The organism is Kitasatospora sp. A2-31 (genome assembly GCF_022288725.1).
Lineage (GTDB): Bacteria > Actinomycetota > Actinomycetes > Streptomycetales > Streptomycetaceae > Kitasatospora.
This window is the reverse complement of the sequence record NZ_JAKNTA010000002.1, coordinates 516670-533520: the sequence shown is the minus strand read 5'-3', so window position 1 is coordinate 533520 and position 16851 is coordinate 516670. Positions and strand designations below refer to the sequence as shown.

General features: G+C 75.7%; 14 protein-coding genes. 9 read left to right on the top strand and 5 right to left on the bottom strand.

Going from position 1 to position 16851, the window contains the following annotated elements; genetic code table 11:
• Positions 1-45: 45 nt before the first annotated feature.
• Positions 46-600 carry a hypothetical protein gene (locus MCM47_RS07180; protein ID WP_238859596.1) on the bottom strand — a complete coding sequence of 185 codons (555 nt, stop codon included), beginning with the start codon at positions 598-600 and terminating at the stop codon, positions 46-48.
• A 533-nt stretch (positions 601-1133) separates the two neighbouring features.
• Between MCM47_RS07180 and MCM47_RS07175 the strand changes: the two genes are divergently transcribed.
• From MCM47_RS07175 to MCM47_RS07160, 4 genes are all read left to right on the top strand, one after another.
• Entirely contained in the window at positions 1134-2876 is a 1743-nt protein-coding gene (locus tag MCM47_RS07175; protein ID WP_238859595.1) for a TlrC/CarA/OleB/SrmB family ABC-F type ribosomal protection protein, read from the top strand.
• An 87-nt stretch (positions 2877-2963) separates the two neighbouring features.
• The gene (locus tag MCM47_RS07170; RefSeq protein WP_238859594.1) at positions 2964-3290 is read left to right on the top strand and encodes a DUF6422 family protein; all 327 of its coding nucleotides are present in this window, start codon (positions 2964-2966) and stop codon (positions 3288-3290) included.
• A 181-nt stretch (positions 3291-3471) separates the two neighbouring features.
• Positions 3472-5097: a CocE/NonD family hydrolase gene (locus MCM47_RS07165; RefSeq protein ID WP_238859593.1), complete on the top strand. Its 1626-nt coding sequence runs from the start codon at positions 3472-3474 to the stop codon at positions 5095-5097.
• A gap of 156 nt (positions 5098-5253) precedes the next feature.
• Entirely contained in the window at positions 5254-5919 is a 666-nt protein-coding gene (locus tag MCM47_RS07160) for a response regulator transcription factor (RefSeq protein ID WP_238859590.1), read from the top strand.
• A 7-nt stretch (positions 5920-5926) separates the two neighbouring features.
• Here MCM47_RS07160 and MCM47_RS07155 read toward each other — a convergent pair whose 3' ends face one another.
• The 3 genes from MCM47_RS07155 to MCM47_RS07145 are packed head-to-tail and all read right to left on the bottom strand — an operon-like array spanning position 5927 to position 9496.
• A complete protein-coding gene (locus tag MCM47_RS07155; protein ID WP_238859587.1) occupies positions 5927-7261 on the bottom strand; it encodes a sensor histidine kinase in 1335 nt (444 codons plus the stop codon).
• The gene (locus MCM47_RS07150; protein WP_238860045.1) at positions 7254-8663 is read right to left on the bottom strand and encodes an FtsX-like permease family protein; all 1410 of its coding nucleotides are present in this window, start codon (positions 8661-8663) and stop codon (positions 7254-7256) included. The genes MCM47_RS07155 and MCM47_RS07150 overlap by 8 nt, the downstream gene beginning before the upstream one ends.
• A 14-nt stretch (positions 8664-8677) precedes the next feature.
• A complete protein-coding gene (locus tag MCM47_RS07145; RefSeq protein ID WP_238859585.1) occupies positions 8678-9496 on the bottom strand; it encodes an ABC transporter ATP-binding protein in 819 nt (272 codons plus the stop codon).
• Positions 9497-9653: 157 nt separating this feature from the next.
• Here MCM47_RS07145 and MCM47_RS07140 point away from each other — a divergent pair, with 157 nt between their 5' ends.
• Positions 9654-10370 (top strand): metalloregulator ArsR/SmtB family transcription factor, encoded by a 717-nt coding sequence (locus tag MCM47_RS07140; RefSeq protein WP_238859583.1) that lies wholly within the window; start codon positions 9654-9656, stop codon positions 10368-10370.
• A gap of 47 nt (positions 10371-10417) precedes the next feature.
• Positions 10418-10945, top strand: coding sequence for a DUF3291 domain-containing protein (locus tag MCM47_RS07135; RefSeq protein WP_238859581.1), 528 nt, complete (start codon positions 10418-10420; stop codon positions 10943-10945).
• A 252-nt stretch (positions 10946-11197) separates the two neighbouring features.
• Here MCM47_RS07135 and MCM47_RS07130 read toward each other — a convergent pair whose 3' ends face one another.
• Positions 11198-11914, bottom strand: coding sequence for a hypothetical protein (locus tag MCM47_RS07130; protein ID WP_238859578.1), 717 nt, complete (start codon positions 11912-11914; stop codon positions 11198-11200).
• Positions 11915-12401: 487 nt separating this feature from the next.
• Between MCM47_RS07130 and MCM47_RS07125 the strand changes: the two genes are divergently transcribed.
• The 3 genes from MCM47_RS07125 to MCM47_RS07115 all read left to right on the top strand — a co-directional run bounded on the left by MCM47_RS07125 (position 12402) and on the right by MCM47_RS07115 (position 16815).
• The gene (locus MCM47_RS07125) at positions 12402-13433 is read left to right on the top strand and encodes a hypothetical protein (RefSeq protein WP_238859577.1); all 1032 of its coding nucleotides are present in this window, start codon (positions 12402-12404) and stop codon (positions 13431-13433) included.
• A gap of 406 nt (positions 13434-13839) precedes the next feature.
• Positions 13840-15801, top strand: a complete 1962-nt coding sequence (locus MCM47_RS07120; RefSeq protein WP_238859574.1) for an ABC transporter ATP-binding protein — start codon at positions 13840-13842, stop codon at positions 15799-15801.
• A 435-nt stretch (positions 15802-16236) separates the two neighbouring features.
• Positions 16237-16815: a TetR/AcrR family transcriptional regulator gene (locus MCM47_RS07115; protein WP_238859572.1), complete on the top strand. Its 579-nt coding sequence runs from the start codon at positions 16237-16239 to the stop codon at positions 16813-16815.
• Positions 16816-16851: the final 36 nt, after the last annotated feature.

The following is a 16851-nucleotide window of genomic DNA, read 5'->3' as shown; positions in this document are numbered from 1 at the left end:
CGCGGGCCCTCCGGGGGAGCAGGCACGGCGGAAAGGCCCCCGCCGTCATCGATTCCCGTTGCGGCCGGTGATGGCGGCGAGTCGGACGGACCACTCGTGTTCGGCGACGATGAGGGAGCGCTCCAGGGTGTCGACGAGCACCGTCCGGCCCACCGACACCACCGTCGGCTCGTGCCGGGCATCGGCGCCCCGGGCTGCCTCGCCGCCGTCACGTGACCGGCAGGCGAGGTGCACCCGGTCCCCGTCGGGGAACGCGAACGCCGTCACCCCGTCGGTGCACTCCCCCCACTCCAGGAACTCGCACCGCGCGAGCTCCGCCCCGGCCCCGGATTCGGGCCCGGTGGCGGAGGCGTCGCCGTCCATCCAGCGCTCGGCGACGTGGAAGGACTCGGACGGCGAGGTGTACCCCACCGGTGGACCGGTCGGGATGCGGAAGCGGCCGAGCTCGTCCTTGAGCTTCTTGACCAACAGCGGCGGGTAGAAGGCGTCGTCCCACGGGTTCACGTGGAGCCCGCCGACGAAGACATCGACGCAGAGCAGCCCCGGGTCGCGTTCGACGTGGAACTCCAGACCGAATCCGGTCCGCGACCCGAACAGCACGGCAACCTCCCAAACCCGGCGCGACGCCCCGTCGCAGCCCCGACCCCGCCGATCCGCGTCCTTTATAACGCCGACCACCGACACCGTCGGCCACCGCGCAGGGCCGGGGCTCGCCGTGCTCCCGCACGCCGGCGCACCACCGGCCACCACGGTCCGCGAACCCGGGCCCGAGACCTACCGGCCGGGGGCCGCTCGGGGCATCAGCAGGCGGGCCCGTGGCGGGCGTCCCGCCCGGTCCGGTCGGACGCCGGTCCTCGCTGCGCATCGGCGCGACGAGACGGAACGGTTCGTCTTGACGCGAGCCGGCGCATGATGCAGAGTTGAGCAACACAAGACGAGACGGTTCGTCTCGCCGCTCTCACCGGTCCGCTCAAGGAGTCCCGCTCATACGCACCCCGGCCGTTCCCGCCAGCCAGACAGTCGTGCAGCCCGGGCGACCGGCGCGCTCCCGATCAGCAGTCGACGCGCCGAATCCACAGGCCCTCACCACCCGATCCCACCGGCAGCCGCGCCGAGAACAGGGGGACCCGTCCATGCTCCGCTCGCAACTGTCCCTGCAGAACGTCACCCGCCGCTACGAGGACCGCACCGTCCTGGACGCCGTGTCCTTCACCGTCAAACCCGGCGAGAAGGCCGGGATCATCGGTGACAACGGCGCGGGCAAGTCCACCCTCCTGCGGATCGTCGCCGGCGCCGACCGGCCCGACCACGGCGAGGTCACCGTGGTCGCGCCCGGCGGCGTCGGCCACCTCGCCCAGTCCCTGGCCCTGCCGCCGCACGCCACCGTCCGGAACGCGATCGACCTCGCGCTCGCCGACCTGCGCGACCTGGAGGCGCGCATGCGCCGGGCCGAGGCCGCACTGGGCGGCCTCGCACCGGAGGCGCTCGGCCCCGCCCTGAACGCGTACGCCGAACTGGTCGCCCGTTACGAGTCCCGTGCCGGCTACGAGGCGGACGCCCGGGTGGACATCGCTCTGCACGGTCTCGGCCTTCCCGCCCTGGACCGGGCCCGGGCCCTGGGCACGCTCTCCGGTGGCGAGCGGTCGCGGCTGGCGCTGGCCGCCACCCTCGCCTCCCAACCCGAACTGCTGCTCCTGGACGAGCCGACCAACGACCTCGACGACCAGGCACTGGCCTGGCTGGAGGACCACCTCCGCGCGCACCGGGGCACCGTGCTCGCGGTCACCCACGACCGGGTGTTCCTCGAGCGCGTCACCACGACCATCCTGGAGGTCGCCGAGGGCAAGGTCACCCGCCACGGGGACGGCTACGGCGGTTACCTCGCCACCAAGGCCGCCGAACACCGGTACCGCGTGCGGGCGTACGAGGAGTGGCGCGCCGAACTGGCCCGCAACACCAGGCTGGCCGCCACCAACGTCGCCCGTCTCGACGGGATCCCGCGCAAGCTGCCGCTGTCCGTGTTCGGCCACGGCGGCTTCCGCAGCCGGGGACGCGGCCACGGCGCGATGAGCCGCGTCCGCAACGCCAAGGAACGCGTCGAACGGCTCACCGCCCGCCCGGTGGCGCCGCCGCCCGAACCCCTGGTCTTCACCCCGGGCCTCGGCGGCAAGGCCTCCGCCGACGCCGCACCGCCCGCCCGGCCCGCGCACGCGGCACAGCCCGCGGCGGAACTCACGGACATCCGCGTCGCGGACCGCCTCCACCTCCCCTCCCTGCACATCGCAGCCGGCGAGCGGCTGCTCGTCACCGGGCCCAACGGCGCGGGCAAGACCACCCTCCTGCGGGTCGTCGCCGGCGAACTGCAGCCCGACGAGGGCACGGTCCGCACCCGTGGCCGGATCGGCCACCTGCGGCAGGACACCACCGCGTGGGCCCCGGACCTGACGGTGCTCCAGGCCTTCGCCCACGGTCGCGGCGGAGCCCCGGACGACCACGCCGACGCCCTCCTCGCACTGGGTCTCTTCCACCCGTCGGACCTGCGGCTCACGGTCGGCGCCCTGTCCTACGGCCAGCAGCGGCGAATCGAACTGGCCCGCCTGGTCAGCGGACCGGTCGACCTGCTGCTGCTGGACGAGCCCACCAACCACCTCTCACCCGCCCTGGTCGAACACCTCCAGGCGGCACTGACCGACTACCCGGGCGCGGTCGTCATCGTCACCCACGACCGCCGCCTGCGGGCCGACTTCACCGGCTCCCACCTGGAACTCGACGCCGGGCACGGCGCTCGACGGTCCGGTGCCGGGCGACTCGCGGTCCCGCAGCCCGACGTTCGAGGGCAGGGCGCACGCGCGCTGACTCTCGCGGCAAGTGCGTGACGTCGACGTGACGTGCGCGTCGCACCGGCCACGGCAGTCGGGTCTCCGATAGGACTGACCTGCCACCCGAGACCGAGGAGTGATGAAATGCCGGATATCCCCCACCAGAACGTCCTCAACGCCGAACAGGCGCAGGCTTGGGAGGAGGCCGCGTACCTCATCATCACCGCGCGGAAGGAAGCGGCGGCCATCCTGGCGCGGTCCAAGGTGGAACCGGTCCCCGAGGAGGGCTGGTTCGGGAACCCGTGCACCGCGAAGCTGCCCTTCCCGCCGTATCCGCCCTGCGGGTGCCACGACTACAGGGGCGACGGCGGCCCCTGCACGACGCCCATCCGCGTCCCCGACACCGGTGAAGGATCACTGCACCCCCTGGTGCCCTGCAGCCACGCACGCTCCCAGCACATCGAGACGTGAGCGGCCGCTCTCCGGCCAGGCCGACCACCGGGGACGCGCACCCTCCACACCCATTACCGGCCAGTAATTCGGCTGGTCGACACCTCCCCTGAAGACTCGTCAGATCGCTACGATCCCGCAGCAAGCGATCAGGGAGTCACGTCGTCCGGACGCCGTGCCGTCCGAACGCAGGGGAGCAACGATGGAACGATCCAGGCGGAGCAGCGCACAGCGGGCGGCGAGCATGGTGCTCGCCGCGGTGGTCGCCCTCGGCGCGGGGGCCGCTGCGCAGCCGGCGGCCGCCGCGCCGGCGGGACCGGCGCTGTCCGCGCACGGCGTCGCGGGGTTCCGGTTGGCGGACATCCCGGCGAAGGACGGCGTCGTCCTGAAGGCCGACGTCTTCACCCCGTCCCCCGGCACCCCGGGCGCCGACCCGCAGGGGCGCTACCCGCTGGTGGTGCAGCCCGCCAGCTGGGGGCAGAACGACCTGGAGTACATCGCCCAGGGCCGCGCACTCGCCGAGGACGGGTACGTCGTCGTCACCTACACCGTGCGCGGCTTCTGGGCCTCCGGCGGCGAGGTCGACGTGGCCGGGCCCGAGGACGTGGCCGACATCTCCGCCGTGATCGACTGGGCCCTCGCCCGGACGCCCGCCGACCCGCAGCGCGTCGGCATGGTCGGCCTCTCCCTCGGCGGCGGACTCACCCTGCTCGGTGCCGCCTTCGATCCCCGGATCAAGGCCGTCGCCTCGCTGAGCGGCTGGGCCGACCTGACCGACTCGCTGTACAGCGGGCAGACCCGGCACCTGCAGGCGGCCGCCGTCCTCGCCGGGATCCAGGCCCCGACCGGCCGCAGGAGTCCCGAGTTCGCCCAGGTGCTGGACGACCTCTTCGCCAACCGCGACCTGCCCCGGATCATCCGCTGGGCCGACACCCGTTCCCCGGCGCGCTACCTGGACCGGATCAACGCCAACGGCACCGCCGTCCTGCTGGCCAACGCCTGGGGCGACGGCTTCTTCAACCCCGGCCAGATCACCGACTTCTACGAGCGGCTGACCGTGCCCAAGCGTCTGGAGCTGCGCCCGGGCGACCACGCGAGCCAGGAGTTCACCGGTCTGCTCGGCCTCCCGAACGCGGCCTGGGACAGCGCCCGTTCCTGGCTCGACCAGCACCTCAGGGCAGCCCCGGCGGACCGGCGCCGGCCGGTCGACCTGGAGGTCCGGCCCACCGGCCGCCACGAGAGCCACCCGGACTGGCAGTCCGTCGCCACCCGCACCGACCACGTGACCGTCGGCGCCGACGCCCTCGGTGGCCCGGCCGCCGGCGAATGGCGCAGGACCGTGCTCGGTGGCCTGCCGTCCGGGGCGAACGGCGGGGTCACCCTGCTGTCCGGCGCGGTCGACCAGGCCCTGCACCAGCCGCCGACCGTTCTCGTCCCACTGCTCGCCCGCCCGGCCGCCGGCGTCTGGCAGTCCCAGCCGTACCTCCAGGGCCTCTCGGTTCGGGGCGCCGCCCGGCTGCACACCTCGGTCACCGCCTCCGGCCCCAACGGCACCGCGGTCGCCTACCTGTACGACGTGGACGCCCTCGGCGTCGGCCGGCTGATCTCCCACGGCCCGCAGAGCTGGACCGGCCGCACCCCGGGTGTGCCGTTCCCACTCGACGTCACCCTCTTCGCCACCGCCTACGACGTCCCGGCCGGGCACCACCTCGCCCTGGTCCTCGGCACCCGCGACGCCCTCTACGGCACCACCACCCCCCTCGGCAGCACCGTGACCTTCACCTCCACCCCGGCGGACCCGTCCGAGCTGACCCTGCCGCTCCGGTGACGCCCCGCAGCACCGGCGGCCCCCGGCCGCTCACCAGACCGGACGGAGCGGACTCACCGGCGCATCGGAGGCGAGGCGGCAGGGCTCCGAGCCTCCGCGGTGGACGGCGCGGCGGCCTCCGCGGTACACGGGATCCCTCCCCCGAATAATGAGTGCATGATCGATTCTCCTCTGCGCGTCGTCCTGGCCGAGGACTCCGTGATCCTCCGGGACGGCCTGGTCGAGCTGCTCACCGCCCGCGGCTGCACCGTCGTGGCGACCTGCGGCACGGCCCCCGAGCTGCTGGCCGCGGTCGGCGAGACACGACCCGACGTGGCCGTGGTCGACATCCGGATGCCGCCCACCCACACGGACGAGGGCATCCGCGCCGCCGTCGAGCTGCGCTCCACCGCGCCGCAGGTCGGCATCCTGGTGTTCTCCCAGTACGTCGAGACCGTCTGGGCGACTCGGCTGCTGGCCGGCGGCGCGGCGGGCGTCGGGTACCTGCTGAAGGAACGGGTGGCCCGCACCTCGGAGTTCGTGGAGGCGCTGCGCCGGGTGGCGGCGGGCGGGACCGCGCTGGATCCGGAGGTGGTCACCGGGTTGATGGGCGGTGGCCGGCGCAGCCGGGTGGACGCGCTCACCCCGCGGGAGCGCGAGGTGCTGGAGCTGATGGCGCAGGGGCACTCCAACCGGGCCATCGCCGGCCGCCTGGTGGTGTCGGAACGGGCGGTGGAGAAGCACGTCGCCGCCGTCTTCACCAAGTTCGACCTGGCGGCGGACGGCGGGGACAACCGCCGGGTGAAGGCGGTGCTCGCCTACCTGGCCGAGACCCGGAGCTGAGGCGGTCTCAGAGCGAGAGCGGCAGTTCGGCGGTGATCACGGTGGGCCCGCCCGGCGGGCTTGCGATGTGCAGGGAGCCGTCGACGGCGGTCAGCCGTTCGCGCAGGCCGGCGAGGCCGGTTCCGCCGTCCCCTCCGGCGCGGGCGGCTCCGCCGTGCGGGCCGCGGGCGGCGTCGGCGGCGCCCGGTGCGGCGCCCGTGGCGGCGCCGCCGCGTCCGTCGTCGCGGACCGTGAGCCGCAGCCGCCCCGACGCGGCGGTCACCGTCAGCTCGGCGGCGCGGGCCCCGCTGTGCTTGGCGACGTTGGTGAGCAGCTCGGCGGCGCAGAAGTAGACGGCCTCCTCGACCACCGGGTCCGGCCGTTCGCGCAGGTCGAGGCGGACGGCGACCGGTACCGGGGCGGTCTCGGCGAGGCCGGGCAGCGCCTGGGCGAGGCCGCCGTCGAGCGCGACCGGGTGGATGCCCCTGGTGAGGCGGCGCAGTTCGCCGATGGTCTCGTCGGTCTGGGCGCGGGCGCGGTCGAGCAGGGTGCGCAGCCGGTCGGCGTCGAGGGTGGCCGCGGCCGGGGGGTCGAGGGCGTCGTCGGCCAGGGAGAGCGTGATGGCGAGGGCCACCAGCCGGGCCTGCGTGCCGTCGTGGAGGTCCCGTTCCAGGCGGCGGAGCCGGTCGGTGTTGGCGGCGGAGAGTGTGGCGCGGGCGCGTTCCAGCTGGGTGACCCGTTGCTCGGTGCGGGCCGGGCCGAGCAGCCCGCGGGCCAGGCTGCGCTCGGCCGCGCTCGCCGCGCGGATCGCGCCGGGGACGGCGGCGGCCAGCGCGGCACCCAGCAGGACGGCGACGACGTCCAGCCGGTCGGCGGACCGGCCCGGCTCCAGCAACCGGGCCCAGAGCGGGAAGCCGAGCAGCCAGCAGCAGCCGAGCGGCAGCAGGAGGGCGGCGGCGAAGCCCAGCATGGCGAGCGGCAGGCGCAGCAGCAGGTAGAGCAGGGAGCGCCAGGCCACCGTGTCGCCCAGGGCCGCACGCAGGCGGGCGGGTACGCCGGGCGGCCGGTGCCGCGGGCGGGGCGGCTCGACGACGACTCCGAGCAGTCGGGTCGTCAGCCGTCGGTGCAGCCCGCCGAGACCGCGCGCGGCCGTGAGGCCCGCGGCGAGGAACGGCAGTCCGAGGACGGTGAGGGAGAGCAGCGTGCCGGCGTACAGGACCGCGAGGGCGTAGAGGCCGCCGGCCAGGGCCAGCGGGAGGCCCGCGACGGCGAACAGCAGCTCGCCGCCGCGGACGGAGAAGTACGGCCGCGCGGGCGTCGGCGCCGCGGGGTCGACGCCCGCCGGCAGGTGCCGGTCAGTCACGCCCGCCCCCTGCCACCAGGGACGCCGCGGGGCCGGTGGTCGCCCAGAGGGCGGGGAGGAGGATCCCGGGCAGGGTGAGCACGAGCGCCCCGGCGGCGATCCAGCCGCAGGCTGCCGCCGGAATCGCCGGCACGGCGGTGCCGATGACCGCCGCGCTGAAGGCGGCCGAGGCCGCGGCGGCGACGCCCGCACCCAGCAGCACCCCGACCACCGCGGTCAGCACCGCCTCGACGCCGAGCACGGCCAGCAGCCGGCGCCGGGTCGCCCCGGCCAGCCGCAGCAGCGCGAACTCGCGGCGCCGGTCGACGGTCAGGGCCACCAGGGTGTTGACCGTGGCGACGGCGGCGAAGCACACCAGCATGGCCAGTTCGGCCTGGCGCAGCCAGACGTCGCTGGCGGACGTCACGCTGGAGGCCGCGGGACCGTTGGCGAGCTCCGCGGCGTGTGCGGTGGCGCGCTCGGCGGCGCGTTCGGCGGTCGTCGTCATGATCGTCATGGTGCCGGACAGCCCGGTCAGCAGCGCCACCGGCACCACCGCAGCGGCCAGCCGGTGGGCGTGGCCGCGCAGGTTGGCGTCGGCCAACCAGCCGGTGCGCGGCGCGGCCGTCCGGAGCGGCGCGCCGAGTCCGGCGACGAGGAGCCGGGCCGCGAGCGGGCCGAGCAGCGCGAGGGCGACCAGCAGCACCAGTGTGCCGAGCAGCGCCGCCTGCCCGGCCTTGTCCAGCTGGGCGGCGGGTCGGGTCGCGGCGAGTCGTAGCAGCAGGCCGCCCCCGGCCAGGACGGCCACGCCGGCGAACAGGCGTGCCACGCCCGTCCGGCCCGGCTCGGCGGAGCTCACGGTGAGGGCGGCGGCCGGGGCGGGCCGGGTGATCCGCCGGGCTCCGACGGCGGACGCGGCCAGGCCGACCAGCAGGGCCGCCGCGAGGGCGGCGAGCGCGGGCAGCGGCGAGCCGGGCACCGTGAGGGCGGGCGCGGCCATGTCGCGCCGCTGCAGTGCGGTGAGGAAGCGCTCGGCGGCCAGGTGCCCGAGCGCCCAGCCGGGCGGGGCGACCAGCAGGGTGGTCGCCAGTACCTCGCCGCGCACCAGCCGCCGGATCTGCCGGGGCGTGGCGGCGGCGGCGCGCAGCAGTGCCAACTCGCGGTGCTGCTGGCGCAGGGCGAAGCCCAGCGCGTTGACCACCACGAAGAAGGCGACCAGGACGGCGATCTCGCCGAATCCGACCGCGATGATCGTCACACCCGGACCGGTGGCGGCCCGGGGCGTCCCCGCCGGGGCGGTGAGATCGGCGGCGAGGAGCGATCCGAACAGGGTGACGGTGGCGAGGGCGAGCAGCTGCGCGGCCGCGAGCCCGGCGAACGCCGCGGGGCGGCGGCGCAGCTGGCCGAGGGCGACGGCGGGGATCGTCAGCACGGTGCTCACACCTCCGGCCGGCTCGCCGGGCACGGTCCGCCGGTCGGGCCCAGCCGGCCGAGCCGCTCCGCGACCAGCGCCGCCGTCGGCCGCTCCAGCTCCTCCACCAGCAGCCCGTCCGCCAGCAGCAGGACGCGGTCCGCGTACCCCGCCGCGACGGGGTCGTGGGTGACCATGACGCAGGTCTGCCCGTCGCGGTCGACCCCGGTGCGCAGGAGGGCGAGCACCTCGTGCCCCGTGGCTCGGTCCAGGGCGCCGGTGGGCTCGTCCGCGAACAGGACGTCCGGCCGGGCGACCAGCGCACGGGCGATCGCGACCCGCTGCTGCTGGCCGCCGGAGAGCTCCGCCGGGCGGCGCCGTTCACGCCCGGCGAGTCCGACCGCGGCGAGCGCCGTACGGACCGCACCACGCTCCGGGCGGGAGCCGGCCAGCCGGAGCGGCAGCTCGACGTTCTGCGCGACGGTCATCCCCGGCATCAGGTTGAAGCTCTGGAAGACGAAGCCGATGCGCCGGCGGCGCAGCGGCGCCAGTCGGCGTTCGGGCAGTCGCGAGATCTCGGTGTCGCCCCAGTGGACGCTGCCGCGGGTGGGGCGGTCCAGGCCGGCGAGGCAGTGCAGCAGGGTCGTCTTGCCGGAGCCGGAGGGCCCCATCACCGCGGTGAAGGTGCCGGCCGCGAACGCCACCGACACCCCGCGCAGCGCGTGGACGGCGTTGGCGCCGCGGCCGTGGTCGCGGTGCAGGCCGGCGGCCCGCGCCGGCACGGCCCCCGCGGCCGGGGTGGTCGTGGTCCATCCGGTTGTCGTGGTCGTCGTCGTTTCAGCCATGTCCTTCATCCTGGACACGGGCGGAGCGGGATTCGATCGTGCAGGCCCCCGGCCCGGGGGTTCGGAAATCCGAACCTCGCGCCGACCGGGGCCGGAGCGCGCACGGCGACCGGAGCCGGCTTCTATCTCCAACCTGCGTTGTTCCTAGAATGGCCCGATGGAGGACATCGACGCGATCGCGGTGCTGCAGGATCCGGTGCGGCGCCGCCTGTACGAGTACGTGGCGGCGCAGGCCCGCGAGGTCAGCCGCAACGAGGCCGCCGAGGCGACGGGTGTGGCCCGCACGCTTGCCGCGCACCATCTGGACAGGCTGGCCGAGGCCGGGCTGCTGGACGTCGCCAGCCGCCGGCTGACGGGTCGTTCGGGCCCGGGGGCGGGCCGCCCCGCCAAGGTGTACGCGCGGTCACGGGCCGAGCGGTCGGTGTCCCTGCCCGCCCGCGACTACCGCACCGCCGCCGAGCTGCTCGCCGAGGCCGCCGAGCAGGCCGGACTGGACGTCGGGCTGTGCACGGCCGCGCGGCGCCGGGGCGAGGCGCTGCGCGGGTCCGCAGCACCCTGCGCCGACCTCGACGGGGCGATGGAGCTGCTGGCCGCCCGCGGCTACGAACCGTACCTGGAGGCCGTCGAAGGCGCCGAGGACGCCGAAGACCCCGGGGCGACGGCAGAGGGGGCGCGCCGGGCGGCCGCGCACGTCGTCCGGATGCGCAACTGCCCGTTCCACGTCGTCGCCGAGCGCTTCCCGCCGCTCGTGTGCGGCATGAACCTCGCCCTGCTGGAGGGGTTGCTCGGCACGGACGGCCCGGTCCGCGCCCGTATGGACGCCCGGCCGGGAGAGTGCTGCGTGATCGTCGAGGCTTCTCCGGGGAGCTTCTAAAAACCATATTGATTGACATAGAACACGGGCCGTGCTGGGATGACGCCATGACCTCGTCCCCGCACGCCTTCCACCTCGCCCAACTCAACGTCGCCACGCTCCTCCACCCCATGGACGACCCCCGCATCGCGTCGTTCGTCGAGCTGCTCGCCCCGGTCAACGCCGCAGCGGACGCCGCCCCGGGCTTCGTCTGGCGCCTCGTGGAGGACGGGGCCGGCGACGCCACCGGCCTGCGTCCGGCGGGCGAGGACGTCATCGTCAACATGTCGGTCTGGGAGACCCAGGAGGCCCTGTGGGACTTCGCCTACCGCAGCGGCCACCTGGAGGCGCTGCGGCGGCGCCGCGAATGGTTCGCCCGGCACGTCGAGGCCCACATGGTCCTCTGGTGGATCCCCGCCGGCCACCGTCCGAGCCTGGACGAGGCCATGGACCGTCTGGCGGACCTGCGGGCGCACGGCCCCTCCCCCCGCGCGTTCACCTTCGCGTCCTCCTGCACCGCGGCCGAGGCCGCCGACCACCTCCGGGCGGTCCCGGGCGCCCGCTCGGCGCCGGCCGCGGAGGCGGCCACGGCGTAGGGCAGGACCGCTGCGGGCGGGACGAGCCCGGGGCCGGCCGGTTCGGGGTTCGCGCGGCACCGCGACCGCGTCCTGCCAGGTGCGGGAGTACGCGCGGCGGTCAGCGGCGGGCCGGCAGGCTCCGGGACCGGGCGGGTCCGCTGCGGGTCGAACAGGCCCCCCGACCCGGCCGCCGGAACACCGGGACCGCCCGCGGAAACCACGCGGGCGGTCCGGTCGGCGGCGCCCCCGGCGCGGTCCGGGCCCCGTGCGTCAGTCCTCGCCCATCGCGCCCGCCGCGCTCCCGGCGGTCAGGACGAGCCAGCCGAGGGCCGGGACGCCCAGGGTGACGGCGAGCGGCCACTGCGCCGACATGAGGAGGAGGGCGACGAAGAACGCGGAGAAGACGACGAAGACGGCGATGCCGAAGGGAAGCGCCTGCAGCCCGGAACGCCACCAGGCCGCGCCCTGGGCGGTGAGGGCCGAGCCCAGGCCCGCCAGCAGGGCCACCTTGAAGGCGGTCAGCCACGGAGTGATCATGTCCTCGGCGCGGTGGCCCCGGTAGGAGAGTTCGACCACCCGCCCCCGGAAGACCGACAGATCCACGTCCACACCGACCTGCGCGGCGTCGTAGAAGGCCTTGCCGACCGAGTGGTCGCGCTCCGGGGCCGTCTCACGTGCCACGGTCAGCTCGTAGCTGTCCTCCTCGCCGCGGTGGACGAACCGCGCCGTCACCTTGCCGGTCTCGTGCAGGAGGCAGTCCGTGCCGGGCGTGGCCGCCGCCGTGCCGCACACCGGGGCGTGGCGGTAGGCACCGACCACGTCGTAGCCCTCGACGAACCAGGTGAAACCGAGCACGGTGGTGGCCAGTCCGGCCAGCAGGAACACGGCTTGGATCAGCACGCGGGCGACCGGTCCGGCGATCCGGCGGAATCCGCCGGGCGGCCTCGCGTCCTTGATCGGCGCGTTCATCGCAACCCCCTCGATCACGTCCCCGGGCACCTCCCCGACGCCCGGCAACGATGCTTCCAGGGACGTGTTCGCCAAAGGGAGGTGCACGACGCTCTTGTGACGAACTTGTGGTAGTCCGAGCGGCGGAGCGGGGCGCGCGAAGCCCTCCTCCAGCACCCCGGGCCGTCTCGGCCGTTCCGGCGATCCGAGCGGAACCACGCGTACCTGATCGGCGCGGTACGCCGGGAGATCACCGAGCGGCGCGCCGAGCGGGCCACCGGGAGGGACAGGAGGCAGTGGCGGGCCGCCTTCGGGCCCTGCGGGGCTCGCTCGGGCCGACCGACGCCCGGTCGGCGTCCCGCGGGCCGGGCGTCGGTCGGCCGTCCTCGACGGCATCGACCGCGGCGTCGGTCGGCCCAGCAGCGCGTGCGGGGCGGCCCGTGGGCGGGGAGGCTGGCGGTGCGGGCCGCCGGGCCACCGCCCCGCCGCGGCCGTCCGGCGCCGTGCCCGACGCGGAAGCGAGACGATGGCCAGCACTCCCGACCTCGACCGGATCGCCGACGAGCTCTACACCCTCGCCCCCGGCGACTTCACGGCCGCCCGCAACGACCACGCGGACCGGCTCAGGAAGACCGACCCCCAGCTCGCCGGAGAGATCCGGGCGCTGCGCCGGCCGACCCTGGCGGCGTGGGCCGCCAACCTCCTCGCCCACCACCACCGCGGCCTGGTCGAGCAGCTACTGGCGCTGGGGCAGGCGTTGCGGGACGCTCAGGAACACCTCGCCGGCGATCGGCTCCGTGCCCTCACCGACCAGCGCCGGCAGGTCGTACGGGCACTGGCCGCACAGGCCCGGGAGGACGCGGCAGAAGCCGGGCACCCGCTGGGGGCCGACGCCGTCACCGACCTGGAGCGGACGCTGGGCGCCGCGCTCGCGGACCCGGACGCCGCGCAGGCGCTGGCCCGGGGTCGGCTGACCGCTCCCCTGGAGCCGGTGCTCTGGCCCGGGGCTGTGCCCGGCGCGCCGGAGGGCGCGGGCGTGGAGGCCCCCGCCGGGCGGACCACGGGCAGGAGGAGGACGGCCGCACCGGCCGGTACGGCGAAGCAGTCGGGGGCGCGGCGGCGCGAGCACTCCCGGGCGCGCGAGCGCGCGGGGCTGGAACGGGCGCGCGAGCGCGCGCTGGAACGGGCCCGCCAGGACGTGGCGGACACGGAGCTGGCGACACGCGAGGCGGCCGACCGCCGCGACGCGGCCGGGCGCGCGCTGGGCGCCGCGGAATCGATCCGGCAACGGGCCCAGGACGAGGCCGACCGGGCGCAGGACGACGCCGCCCGGGCCCAGGACGAGGCCGACCGCGCGCAGGCAGCGCTCGCCGACGCGCAGGAACGTCACGCGCGGGCACGCGCGGGTCTCGCCGAGGCACAGGAGCAGGTCCGGGCCGCCCGGGCGGAGAGCCGCACGGCCGACAGCGAGGCGGCCCGGGCACGGGAGGCCGCCCTGCACGCGGTCGAGCGGCTGCGGGACTCGGAGGCCGGCGAGCACGGGGGCGAGCGGAGCTGAGCTGCGGGGACCGTACCCCGGGGGCCCGACCGGGGCATTCGCCAGCCGCCGCGCCGGCCGGTCCTCCTGATGAGGGAATCCCCGCCCAGGGGCGGGGACGGTCGCCGCCCGGCCCCGGAGGGGTGCCTGCGAGCGGCTCACCCGCGACAGCCGCCGCCACCCTGCAACAGGCGCACGGCGGGGCCGTCCGTGCACGGGCCGGGAAGCGGCGGGCGGCGGCCGGGAAGCGGCGGGCGGCGGCCGGGAACGAAATCCCACCCTTCGGCCGAGGCTCGCCCGGAACCGCCCGGGTTGAACGCCCCGATCGAACAGGGGCAGGATGCAGCGCCATGGAAGATCCCTGGAGCTCCCTCAACTCCCCTACAGAGCGGTCGAGTTCACTGAATCACGCCGGGGAGGCAGCCGCTTGAACCCCACCGCCGCCCACACCTCCGCCGGCGCCGCGACAGCCGCGACAGCCGACGGCACGGACGAGTCCGCGATGATGGAGTGGCAGCCCCCGGGCAGCGACGCCGAGATCATCGACGGCAGCAAGACCACCCTGCGGGCCACCGCCCGCGCCCTCCCCAGGCTCCTCGCCCTGGCGCTGCGCCTCGGCCGGCAGGCCGACCGGCGCGCCCTGGTCGTGCTCCTCGGCTGTGCGGTGGCGTCGGCCGTGGCCCAGGCGTTCGGCCTGCTGGCCACCACCGGGATGATCACCCAGCTGGTGGCCGGCACCGGCTCCGTGGCCGACCGCCTGAGCCGCTCCGTCCCGTCCGTGGCGTTCCTCGCCGCCATGGCCGGGACGGCCGCCCTGCTGCGCATCGCGAGCGAGTGGGCCGCCGAGCGGATCGGCCCGAAGATCGCGCGGGCCGCCGAGCTGGAGCTGATCGACGCCGCCACCCGCGCCGAGCTCGTCGCCTACGACAACCCGAGGTTCCAGGCCGCCTGGGACGCGGGCGACCGGGGCGCCGGTGCCACCCGGGACCTGCTCTCGCAGAGCCGTGACGTCATCGGCTACACCGCCAACCTGGCGGCGGCGGGCCTCGTGATCGGCACGATCCACCCCGTGCTGCTGCCGCTGCTCGTGGTCGCGGTGATCCCGCAGGCCCTCGCGCGCACCGCGGCGGCCAACGCCTTCTACCGGGCGATGATGGCGACCTTCGGTGCGAGCCGTGCGGCGAACGTCCTGCGCTGGCACCTGTGCGACCGCCGCTCGGCGGCCGAGATCCGCTCCAACACCCTCGCGCCGTTCCTGCTGCGGATCTACCGGCGGGCTGCCGCCAAGGTCACCGACGCCACCGACACGGCCGCGCAGCGGGGCGCGGTGCTCGGTCTCTACGGGGCGGTCGCGTCCGGCGCCGGGGCGTTCCTGGTCTGGGGCGGCCTGGCCTGGCTCCTGGCCGACGGCCACGTCACCCTCGCCTCGGCGGGTACGGCGGTCATCGCGCTGCGCTCGGCCGCCGCCGATCTGCACTCGGCCGCGAACTACTCGGCGGCCGTCCACCGCACCGGTCTGTACGTCGGGGACTGGCAGAAGTTCACCGGGATGGCCCGCGCGCAGCGGCTCGACCGGGGCGACGCCGCGCCGCCGCCGGCCACGTCGGTGATCGAGGCGAAGGGCGTCACCTTCACCTACCCGAACTCGGACCGGATCGCCCTGCGCGGGGTGGACTTCCGCGTCCGCCGGGGCGAGATCGTCGCGGTGGTCGGGGTCAACGGAGCGGCGAAGTCCACGCTGATGAAGCTGCTGTGCGGCCTGACCCTGCCCGACGGCGGGGAGGTGACCTGGGACGGCGTCTCCACCCGGGCGATGGACCCCGACCTGCTGTGGCGGCAGACGGCGCTGGTGCAGCAGGACTTCTCGCACTGGCCGCTGACCGTACGCCAGAACATCACCCTGGGGCAGCCGAGCGAGGACGGTGACGAGGCGGTGCTGGCGGCCGCGGCCGCCACCGGCGCCGACGAGGTGATCGCCGAACTGGACGACGGCCTGGGCACCCTGCTGGCCAAGGAGTTCTGGGGCGGCGCCGAGATCAGCGAGGGCCAGTGGCAGCGGGTGGTCACCGCCGCCGCCTTCCACCGGGCCCGCAGCGGGACCCTGCTGGTCCTCGACGAGCCGACCAGCGCGATGGACCCGCGCGCCGAGCACCGGATCTTCACCGGGCTCGCCGATATCGCCAGGAACTGCGCCACCGTGCTGGTCACCCACAACCTGGAGAACACCCGGGTCGCGCACCGCATCGTGGTGCTCGACCACGGCCGGGTGATCCAGGAGGGCGGCTTCGACGAGCTGGCCGCAGCGCCGGGGATGTTCGCCGACCTCCGCGCACTGCAGCACGACCGGGGCCGGTCCGTCCCGGTGCAGCGTTCCGGGGACGACGGTTGACCTGAGACCGGTCGGCCACCGCCGCCGACGTCGGGCAGCCGACGGCCGCGGCTGCCCGACACGGCCTCGCCGAGCGGAGCGTCCGGAAGATCGGCTGCCGGGCGGAGTACGGGGAGCCCGAGCCGTTCGCCGCGCCGCGGGAGGCCGGGCTCCTCGTCGTCGACCTGGGCATCGAGCCGGGGGCCGGGTCCGGGCCGGAGGTCCTGTTCGAGCAGATGACGGTCGAGCAGAACCTCACCCGGGGCCGTCGCACGAACTCGAAGGGTCCCGGAGCGGGTTCGAGACGGTGGGCCGCCTCGCTCCCGGGCTCACCGGCACCGAAGGAGTACCGCCGGCCGCCGGCCGACCTCACCGCCCCGCCAACGAGGAGCGGACGGCCGCTCGGGGGCCGGCGGTCGCCGCCGGACGGCGGCGGGGGCCGATTATGCTGGGACGATGACGTCGAACGCCGGGCCCGGGCCAGTGCTGAGGGCGGATGCCGCACGCAACCGCGCCCGGGTGCTGCAGGTCGCCCGCGAGCAGCTGGCCGCCGGCGACGACTCCCTCCAGCTGAACGCCATCGCCCGGCTCGCCGGGGTGGGGGTGGGAACCGTGTACCGGCACTTCCCCAACCGCCTCGCGCTGATGGAGGCGCTGTCGGCCGAGCGGTTCCGGGAGCTGGTGGCCGAGGCCCGGGCCGCGGCCGACGACGAGGACGCCCTGGCCGGCCTGAACCGCCTGTTGCGGTTCACCCTCGCCCGAGCGCTGGAGGACACCGGCTTCGCCTCCGTGCTGGAGTCCGCCAGTGACACCGAACCGGAGACGGCCGCTCTGAAGGCCGAGCTGGACCGGGCCGTGGCACAGCTGCTCGACCGCGCCCTCCTGACCGGCGCCGTCCGGCCCGACCTCGGGCCCGGCGACGTGCGCCGGCTGCTCTGCGGCATCGAGCACGCGCTGCGCTCCGGCGACAGCGACGAAGCCCGCCGGGAGCTCTACCTCGACATCCTGCTGGAGGGGCTGCGCCCGCCGCGCTGACGGCGACCGGCCGGTCGAGCGCCTCCGGTGGCCGCC

Bases quoted from the DNA above. Each gene is read 5' to 3' on its own strand.
- MCM47_RS07145 (WP_238859585.1), bottom strand. From the start codon at position 9,496: ATGGCTGAAACGACGACGACCACGACAACCGGATGGACCACGACCACC.
- MCM47_RS07170 (WP_238859594.1), top strand. From the start codon at position 2,964: ATGCCGGATATCCCCCACCAGAACGTCCTCAACGCCGAACAGGCGCAG.
- MCM47_RS07115 (WP_238859572.1), top strand. From the start codon at position 16,237: ATGACGTCGAACGCCGGGCCCGGGCCAGTGCTGAGGGCGGATGCCGCA.
- MCM47_RS07165 (WP_238859593.1), top strand. From the start codon at position 3,472: ATGGAACGATCCAGGCGGAGCAGCGCACAGCGGGCGGCGAGCATGGTG.
- MCM47_RS07160 (WP_238859590.1), top strand. From the start codon at position 5,254: ATGATCGATTCTCCTCTGCGCGTCGTCCTGGCCGAGGACTCCGTGATC.
- MCM47_RS07140 (WP_238859583.1), top strand. From the start codon at position 9,654: ATGGAGGACATCGACGCGATCGCGGTGCTGCAGGATCCGGTGCGGCGC.
- MCM47_RS07135 (WP_238859581.1), top strand. From the start codon at position 10,418: ATGACCTCGTCCCCGCACGCCTTCCACCTCGCCCAACTCAACGTCGCC.
- MCM47_RS07175 (WP_238859595.1), top strand. From the start codon at position 1,134: ATGCTCCGCTCGCAACTGTCCCTGCAGAACGTCACCCGCCGCTACGAG.
- MCM47_RS07125 (WP_238859577.1), top strand. From the start codon at position 12,402: ATGGCCAGCACTCCCGACCTCGACCGGATCGCCGACGAGCTCTACACC.